The organism is Psychrobacter sp. Sarcosine-3u-12, from assembly GCF_002836005.1.
Lineage (GTDB): Bacteria > Pseudomonadota > Gammaproteobacteria > Pseudomonadales > Moraxellaceae > Psychrobacter > Psychrobacter okhotskensis.
This window is the reverse complement of the sequence record NZ_PJBY01000008.1, coordinates 1-8,747: the sequence shown is the minus strand read 5'-3', so window position 1 is coordinate 8,747 and position 8,747 is coordinate 1. Positions and strand designations below refer to the sequence as shown.

General features: G+C 43.4%; 4 protein-coding genes. 2 read left to right on the top strand and 2 right to left on the bottom strand.

From position 1 onward, the window contains the following. Positions 1-438 precede the first annotated feature (438 nt). Positions 439-1,872 carry a Na+/H+ antiporter NhaC gene (gene nhaC / locus CXF65_RS00535; RefSeq protein ID WP_101210675.1) on the bottom strand — a complete coding sequence of 478 codons (1,434 nt, stop codon included), beginning with the start codon at positions 1,870-1,872 and terminating at the stop codon, positions 439-441. Positions 1,873-2,312: 440 nt separating this feature from the next. On the opposite strand from nhaC, the gene CXF65_RS00525 reads away from it, so the two are divergent. Both CXF65_RS00525 and CXF65_RS00520 read left to right on the top strand, forming a co-directional pair. Next, positions 2,313-3,521, top strand: coding sequence for an aromatic amino acid transaminase (locus CXF65_RS00525; protein ID WP_025652906.1), 1,209 nt, complete (start codon positions 2,313-2,315; stop codon positions 3,519-3,521). A 537-nt stretch (positions 3,522-4,058) separates the two neighbouring features. Next, positions 4,059-5,243: a hypothetical protein gene (locus tag CXF65_RS00520; RefSeq protein ID WP_101210673.1), complete on the top strand. Its 1,185-nt coding sequence runs from the start codon at positions 4,059-4,061 to the stop codon at positions 5,241-5,243. Between the two features lie 221 nt (positions 5,244-5,464). Here the strand turns inward: CXF65_RS00520 and CXF65_RS00515 are convergent. Continuing rightward, positions 5,465-8,747 (bottom strand): YadA-like family protein (locus CXF65_RS00515; protein ID WP_198551924.1); only part of this gene is annotated, 3,283 nt, incomplete at its 5' end.

Genomic DNA, 8,747 nt, shown 5'->3' with positions numbered 1-8,747 from the left:
AAATTAAGATATTGGTCTTTTAACTTACGGTTATTTACTACCACAAACCATGCGCTTTGATTTCAGCGACTTTAGCAATTTACCACACTAGCCCTAGCAAAACCATTAAACCTCGATAACATAAACGAGATTTTAGGCACTGCGTACGCAAGACTAAACTAGTGGAAGAAACGTATAAAATATAGAAAAAAGTTAAACCCACATAATGTTCATAAATTACACCACGCTTTTATCTCGATATAAATAGCAAATCATAACGCTGTTATTAAGTCTCAACCAACCACTTAAACACGATACAACTGCTCAGAATTTAAAAAAACCTCGTAAGCGTTGCGCTACGAGGTTTCTTTTATTTGAATCAAAATAATTAGAATTAGATAGCATTTGCACAGAGTGTCAAAAAAACACCATCAAATCATAGGAGATAAGCACAAGCGTTTAACCCATAGGAGCAGAATCTGACATGATTGTCTTCTTATGAGTTTGATGGGTCTGTATTCGACTGATAGTCACCCCTGTGAAGCCAAACAGAATTGTAAGTAGTAGCGATAAATAACAGAAAAAGGCATAAGGCAGATAATCAAGTACGGGAACGCCCAATGCTTGGCTGATAAACACTCCACACACACTCCAAGGTACCAATGGATTAATCACCGTACCGGCATCTTCAATGGTACGCGATAGGTTTTTTGGGTGTAGGTTTAAACGCTCGAACGTTGGTCGGAAGGCGGTTCCTGATAATAAGATACTCAAGTACTGCTCACCAATAAGTACGTTGATGCTTAAAGCCGACATGGCAGCAGCAAAAATAGCACGCCCTGCTGTCGTTAAATTGTCTTTAATACCTGATAATAATGCTGGCAAGATACCCAATGCTGTCAGCAAGCCACCAAGACTGAGCGCTAATATCACAATCGCTTGGGTAAAGAACATGCTTTGGACACCGCCGCGCGATAGCATGCCGCCTACCTCGCCCAACTCTAATGACTCAGCAGGGGCATAGCCTGCAAACAGATAACCACCCAACTGACCAAAGCTTGGCGAGCTATGTAAGTAAGTAATAATCAATGCCGCAGCGATGGTACAGATGATGGTATAAATGGCATTGACGCGGAATATCGCCAGTCCTACTAGCACGACGAAAGGCAATACGGCGTAACCATGTACCAAGCCACTTTCAATTAACTGTCCTTGCAGCACTCTTACTTGACTTAAGTCAGAGCCAACCGTTTGCCCAGAGAAGAACCAAAACAATATCACCGTCATTATCCAAGCCGGCACAGTGGTATACATCATATTGCGAATATGGTCAAACAAATCAATGCCAACAACCGATGAGGCAATGGTACAAGTATCCGATAATGGCGACATTTTATCACCAAAAAATGCTCCAGATACCACCGCACCAGCGGCAATCGCCACATTGGCATCAAAGGCATTGCTCATCCCTATGAAAGCCACGCCAAGGGTGGCGGCCGTGGTCAAACTACTGCCCAAGGCAATACCGATAATAGATGTCAATACAAAGGCTGAGATATAATAATACTCTGGCGATATCAGCTGAAAACCAAAATACATCAGCGTCGGAATGGCACCAGACATCATCAAGGCGGCGATCATCAAACCAATAAAAAAGAATAAATAAATCGCACCGATACCGCGCATGACGCCAGACGCCATTTGCGCTTGCATATCATCGAAGCTTAAACCTTTGAACAGACCGATGGCTAGTAGCACACAGATGGCGAGTATCAATGATAAATGCGGCACCCAGCCAAAGCCAATCATGGTAACGCCCATGATGGCGATGACAATGGCAGAAATCATAAACGCCAGTTGCGGTGAAATTTGGGTGAGTATTTTTGGTGGCATCACACATCCTTAGCTTGCCAGTGGATTCTGACGTTGGGGTTGGCTTTGGGTTGGACAAGTTTAATGAGTTGCAATGATTATTGCTACCCTCGTCATTTACCCAGTAGGCTATCAGTCTTCGCGGCCATGACAAAATCATTGCGAGGCAAACCTTATTTGGTAGACATTCCACTTATTACTTTACAAGGGCTATTTATTGAACAAGTGACCATTGCTTTTAAGCAGTTTTTACAGTCGTATTTTGATGATCATTTCGATAATTTTCACAGTGATTGACATAAGCCACTGGCAGGCTGCTTAAATCGTTATCAACTCTAGGGCGCGTCCTCAATTCAAGCGCTTGTCTCTAAAGGGGCTAAAAATAAATCTTGCGTTGAGTTAATTATTGATTTGGATTATGCTTTTTGTCCGCAAGACTCATATTTTTGTAAGGACACAGAATGTTTAGACATGTAGAATATTATGCTGGTGACCCTATTTTAGGATTGATGGACCAGTTTTTTGCTGACCCCAATCCCGATAAAGTCAATTTGGGCATCGGTATCTATTACGATGAAGAAGGTGTATTGCCCGTATTAGACTGCGTCAAAACTGCCGAACAGCAGATTGCAGATTCAATCTCTCCGCGCCCTTATTTGCCGATGGCAGGTCTGGCTGGACATCGTAGCGCTTGTCAGAATTTACTGTTTGGTAAAGGGGCTCAGGTATTGACTGAGGGCCGTGTGGCGACGATAGCGACTCTCGGGGGTTCTGGTGCACTAAAAGTTGGTGCTGAATTTATACATCAGTGGCTACCTCAGTCGAAGTGCTACGTCAGCGACCCAACATGGAGCAATCATATTGCTATTTTTGCAGGTTGTGACGTAGAGGTTGGCAGTTATCCTTACTACGATAAAGCCAGCAGTAGCATCAAGTTCGATGAGATGATCCGCTTTTTTGAAACCTTGAATAAACACGATGTGGTGTTGTTGCACCCTTGCTGCCATAACCCAACCGGTATGGATTTGACAAAGCAGCAATGGGATAAAGTGCTAGAGGTAATAAAGCAGCGTGAGCTAATTCCATTTATGGACATCGCTTATCAAGGCTTTGGCGAAGATATGGACAGCGACGCGTATGCTATTCGTAAAGCAGTTGAGATGAATTTGACGGTGTTCGTGAGTAACTCCTACTCCAAAAACTTATCACTGTATGGTGAGCGTGTTGGCGGTCTTTCCGTCGTTTGTCCGACAGTAGACGAAACTGAGCGCGTCTTTGGTCAGTTGAACTTTATTGTTCGTCGTATCTATACCAGTCCACCCTCCCATGGCGGCCGCGTGGTTGATATCGTCATGAATGATGAGGAACTATATCAGCAGTGGGTTGGTGAAGTTTATGGAATGCGCGACCGTATCAAAGCTATGCGCTTAAAGCTCAAATCGGTATTAGAATCCAAACTACCTGAGCGTAATTTTGATTACATTACTCGTCAAAACGGCATGTTTAGCTTTACCGGCTTAACAGTTGAGCAAATCGAGCGCTTACAAAGCGAATTTGGTATTTACCTAGTCTCTAACTCACGTATGTGTGTGGCAGGCTTAAACGTCAGTAACATTGATTACGTAGCCAATGCCATGGTAGAGGTCTTACAAGAAACCTCAACCGATTAGGCTTGGTAGCCAAATTTTTAATAGAACTATTTACTAAAAAAGCTGAGCCATTGCTCGGCTTTTTGCATTTATGAATGCATCTGCACTTAGATAACATTGGGGCACATCTTTAATTCAATCGATGACCATTTAAATGCTAAAAAACTACTATTTTAAAGCGCTCACTGCAGTATGCTCATCCGTCCTAGCTTCTTAGTATTCGTATTTCTATCCAGAAAGACTTTAAAATCAGTTTCACCTCACATTTGGTATTGCACTTCATGTGTTAATCTAAGTAACTAAAAAATAAAATGACAGGCTAAGGCGCTGTCAATGACACATACAACTGAGCGATGTGCTGTAAATATTTCATCGCAGGATCGCTTCTAACATTTATTTCACTATAATATTTTATATATGCAAATTATTGGTTGTATAGCGGTCAACTGTTGGCTATTCTTGGTATAGGCATTGTTATATCTCAAATTTAGAATTGATTTTTATTTATTAATTCTAAATCAACATACTGTTTTATTCATTAAAATAAGGTTGAAAATTATGAGTGATACACCTTCATCAAATAATAATAAAGACGCTCTACCATCCGATGCCGCTGAAGATGTTTATGATTTAGCCATATCGGCCAGAGAGGAAACAGAAACCTGTAGAAAAATTGCACCGATAGTGGTCAAAAAACTGTCAGCGCTATCACTATTTAGAATGGGGTTGCCAAAGTCGTTGGGAGGATGGCAAGGCAATCCTGTAGAAACGCTAAAAGCTTATGAGACGCTGGCCAGTGCTGAGGCCTCAGTATCATGGATTGTTTGGAACAATCATTTGGCTTGCACATTTGGACGATTTTTGGACGAGCCTAGTATGCAGGAAATATACAGTGACCCCTCTCATGTCTATGCCAACTCAGCACGCCCTGAAGGGATTGCTAAGCAAACAGCAGAAGGCTATACGGTCTCAGGTCAATGGACATTAGTATCAGGGTGTGAGTTGGCCGACTGGTTTGTGCTACGTTGCTTGGTAATTTCCGAAGGCTCACCCACCACCCTTGGGCCGGGCGCAAATTTAAAACTGTTCTTTATTCCAAAAGAAGATGTTGAAGTGATTGATACTTGGCATGTTGGCGGCCTAAACGGTACAGGCAGTCACGATATCGTCGTTAAAAACGCTTTTGTAAAATCGGACTATGCGGTCGGATTTGATAGTCCGGTTGCCATCGACAACGCCTATAATCGCCTACCGATTGGTTGTATTAATGCAGCTGGCTGTGCAGCGATGGCACTGGGCGTCTTAAAAGCAGCGACAGATGAGTTAATCCAAATTTGCCTAGAGAAAGTAACGCCCGGTAAAAGCCCAGATTTGCGTGATCGAGCAGCGGTACAAGCGACTATCGCTAAGAGCAAAACACTTTTGGCCTCTAGGCGCGTGCAATTACACAATAGTGTCGAGGTAATATGGGATGCAGCGCAGCAACAAAACAGCTTTACCGATATACAGCTGGCTGATGTGTGGGCAGCAGCCTGTGAGGCAGCACGAGAAGCCCGAGCCATGATATCGGAGATTTACGCAGTTGCTGGTACGGTCTCGCTATATAAAAAACATAGGATAGAGAGAGCGCATCGAGACATTCATGCTATTTTACAGCATGGGATTATTCAGCCACATTGGATGGATCAAGCCGGTATGGCTTACGTCGGACTGACCCCAAATGCCGCCATGTTCAGAGTATAAAATTGCTTTTATGATAATAGACAAGCCCTCATAAAATGAGGGATTTTTATCGCTTTGCTATTCAGCCAAAGAAAAAAAATCATTGTTAAAAATTATATAGTGGCTACCAAATCATCACTCTAAAAACTTATGAATTCTCAGGTTGCAAAAAAGCAAGACATCTAATGCCTTGCTTTTTTATGATTAACGAATTGCTTTATTCGATACTGCGCTTGATTTCTTTAATCAAAATGGAAACCAGCACCAATCGAGCCGCCAGCATTACCTTGGGTATCAGCGGTGCCGTTTACCTTCATGACCCAACGACCATCATTGGACAATTTCGAGAAGCCAATCGCCACTGCGCTTTCTCCGTTATAAGTACCAATACCACCGCCGATTAATGACTTACCTGGAATAAAGGCTTGTGGTAATGAAGACATGGCCATGGCTGCCGAGATACCCGCGTTTGCATCATCTTCGACTTCACCAATTTTGTAGCCTAGATCGCTCATGTTATTATTGAGCCTGCTATCAAGTGCACTTAATTGACCGAAATTGACGGCATCTGTGGCTTCTGTAGCATTGGCAACCCCGGTAATGCGGCTATCGCCTGCATTGATACCGCTTGCAGTCATACTAGGTCCGCCGACAATCGTGACGCCATTGTTATTAATGGATGTATTGCCAGTCTTGACACTATCTACGTTGATGTTGCCGTTTAGATCAAACTTAATACTACTGCCTGCTGCTGTAGTGCTGATGTTATTGCCACCTGTGAAGGTGAGGACACTGTCATCGCCTACTGGTTTGTTGATGGTAGCGCCGCTATCTGCACCAAAATTGAGACCCGCATCTATTTTGTCCTTATTCACTTTAATGTTGGTCGTGTTGGTTTCGATATTCGTGGTATTCGTTACGATATCGGCCGTATTGGTGGCAATGTTCGTGGTATTGGTTTGGATATTCGTAGTATTGGTCTGGATGCTTTCATTGATTATAACTTCACCTTGCTTGATAGAAGCTATTGCACCATCGATACTATTTTGACCAGTACCACCAATATTATTGTTCGTAAAGGTTCCATCTACAGGATTGTAGACTGTATCTCCTCCAATAATACTACTGATACCAGTGCCTTGAGCGTAGAGCTGACCACCGTTGATGGCATCTTTACTACCTTCAGAGACAGCACCATTCATCACGTTTGTAATCTGAGTATCGGCAGCATTGATACCGGCTTTGGTGACACTAGGTCCGCCTGCGATAGTCAGACCATTATTGTCAATAACGGTGTCACCCGCTGTGACGCTATCTACATTTAGGTCTGGGTTTAAATCAAAGCTAATATCATTTGCGTCTACCGCTCGGCCAGCTTGACTTGCTACACCACCATTTGCCGACGTTCTAGAAATAGTAATGTTTCCATCTCTGCTGTTCATATCAACAGCGCTTCCCTGTTTTACCATGGTAGCGGTATCACTTTGTGCACTTAATGCCCAACCTCTGTCTAAGGCAAACGTCGTCGCGTTCAACTGTCCCACAGTCGCCGCATCTGTGTCTGCCATACCGGCAGCTACATTGGTGATTCTATTAAAACCATTGTCAAGACCACCACTACTCAGTCTAACCGTTCTACCGGGACCATTGTCAGTAAAGGTAAAGCCATTGCTGTTCATAATGCTATCACCAATCTGCATGCTACCCTCATTGCCTAAGTTCAGCTGGTTATTCAGTTTTACTTGAACACCCGTTGCCGAGGCCATCGTCGTAATATTGCTATCACCCGTGACGTTGATGGTATCACCTAAAGCAAACTGCTGGTCGTTGGCACTATTGCCATCACCGATTTTGATGCCTTTAGCCACGAGACTATTGGTTGCTGACAATTGGTCGAAGTTTACCGCATCCTTACCTGTGGTCGCTTCTGCAACGTTAGTAATTTTATTGCCACCATTGTTTAGACCATTGGCTGAGATGCTGACACCGCTACCAAAGTTTGCGCTGTTAAGACCAGTTAAATCTTTCGCAAGTTTCACGGTCAATGTGCTGGTACCGTCAGCAACGACGCCAATGTTGTTGCCATTTGACAAGTCACTTGCCACGGTCGCGCCACCTTTGACTGTCAGCTTGTCACCAAGCTGACGATTAACGGTAGTACCCGTGTCACCATCGAAATCAAAACCTTTATCGATGGTCGTAGTCGTGGCTTGTAGTTGACCAAAGTTTACGGCATCGCTGGCTATTGTACCGTTAGCGACATTGGTAATTTGATTGCCACCATTGTCTAGCCCACTATTACTGATTCTGACCGTTTGATTAGTCCCACCCGTGAATGTGACACCATCAGCGTTGACGACTGTAGTTCCTGTGGTCAAGCTGGTTGAGACTAAATCGGCAGCAGTAGCAACTTTGATACCACCATTGTCAGCGGTCAAGACAATATTGTCACCAGTAATAAAGTTGGCTGTATTATTGTCTTTATCCAAAGTCTTGACATCAGCACCATTGATTTGTGTCACTACCGTTTGCATCGCACTATCGGCTTTTACCAAGCTTGCCTTACTACCTTCGCTTAGATCAACTTGATAGTCGGTGATATTGGTATCAGGATCTTTGACACTAGTGCTAACTGTTAGTGCATTAGCATCTGCAGTAGAAACACTGGTGCCATTGGCATTGACAGTATAGACATCCTGTCCAGTATCGCTATCGGTTGAAAAGTCAACACTGGCGACATTCGTACCTTTAACTACTTTGGTTCTCGCTCCTGCGGCTGCCATCTGTACATCACCAATATTCGCCGCATTGGTTTCCGTTGTGCCACCGCTAGCCACGCCTGAGATGACTTTATCACCTGCGTTGATACCAGTAGATGAGATACTAACGCCGCTATTAAAGCTTGCGCTATCCAGACCTGTTAAGTTGTTGGCTAAGCCAAGTTTGATTCCATCACCCGTTGATAAGCCAGTGGTGGTTAAATTGCTGTCTGTATCAAACTTAATTTCTTCACCCAAGGCGAAGGTTTTTTTGAGGGTACCACCGCTACTTGCATCATTCACGTTAAACTTGATGCCTTTAGCAATATTGTCAGTGTTGGTGTCAATATTGGTGGTATTGGTTGAGATGTTGTTAGTATTGGTCGTGACTTGTTGGTTGGTCTGGAACAGCTGACCACCATTGATGGCGTCTTGACTATTTAGACTAACCGTACCATTAGAAACATTGATGACTTTTTTATTACCGGCATTAACACCACTCTTAGTGATACTTGGACCATTTAGAATGTTCAGACCATTGCTAGATATAAGAGTGGTAGACAGAGGGCTTGATACAGCAATTCCTACACCAGTAACGGTAGTATTAACTAGAGCGTTGCCTGTTCTAACACCTAAGCCATCGACTGTAGTCTTCGTCAGTATATTGCCAGTTGTGAGTCCAGAACGATCAAGTGTCGTAGTATTACCAAACCCTATAGGAAAACTCGAACCCATTTTTACACTACCTGTCTCACCTAGATCTATA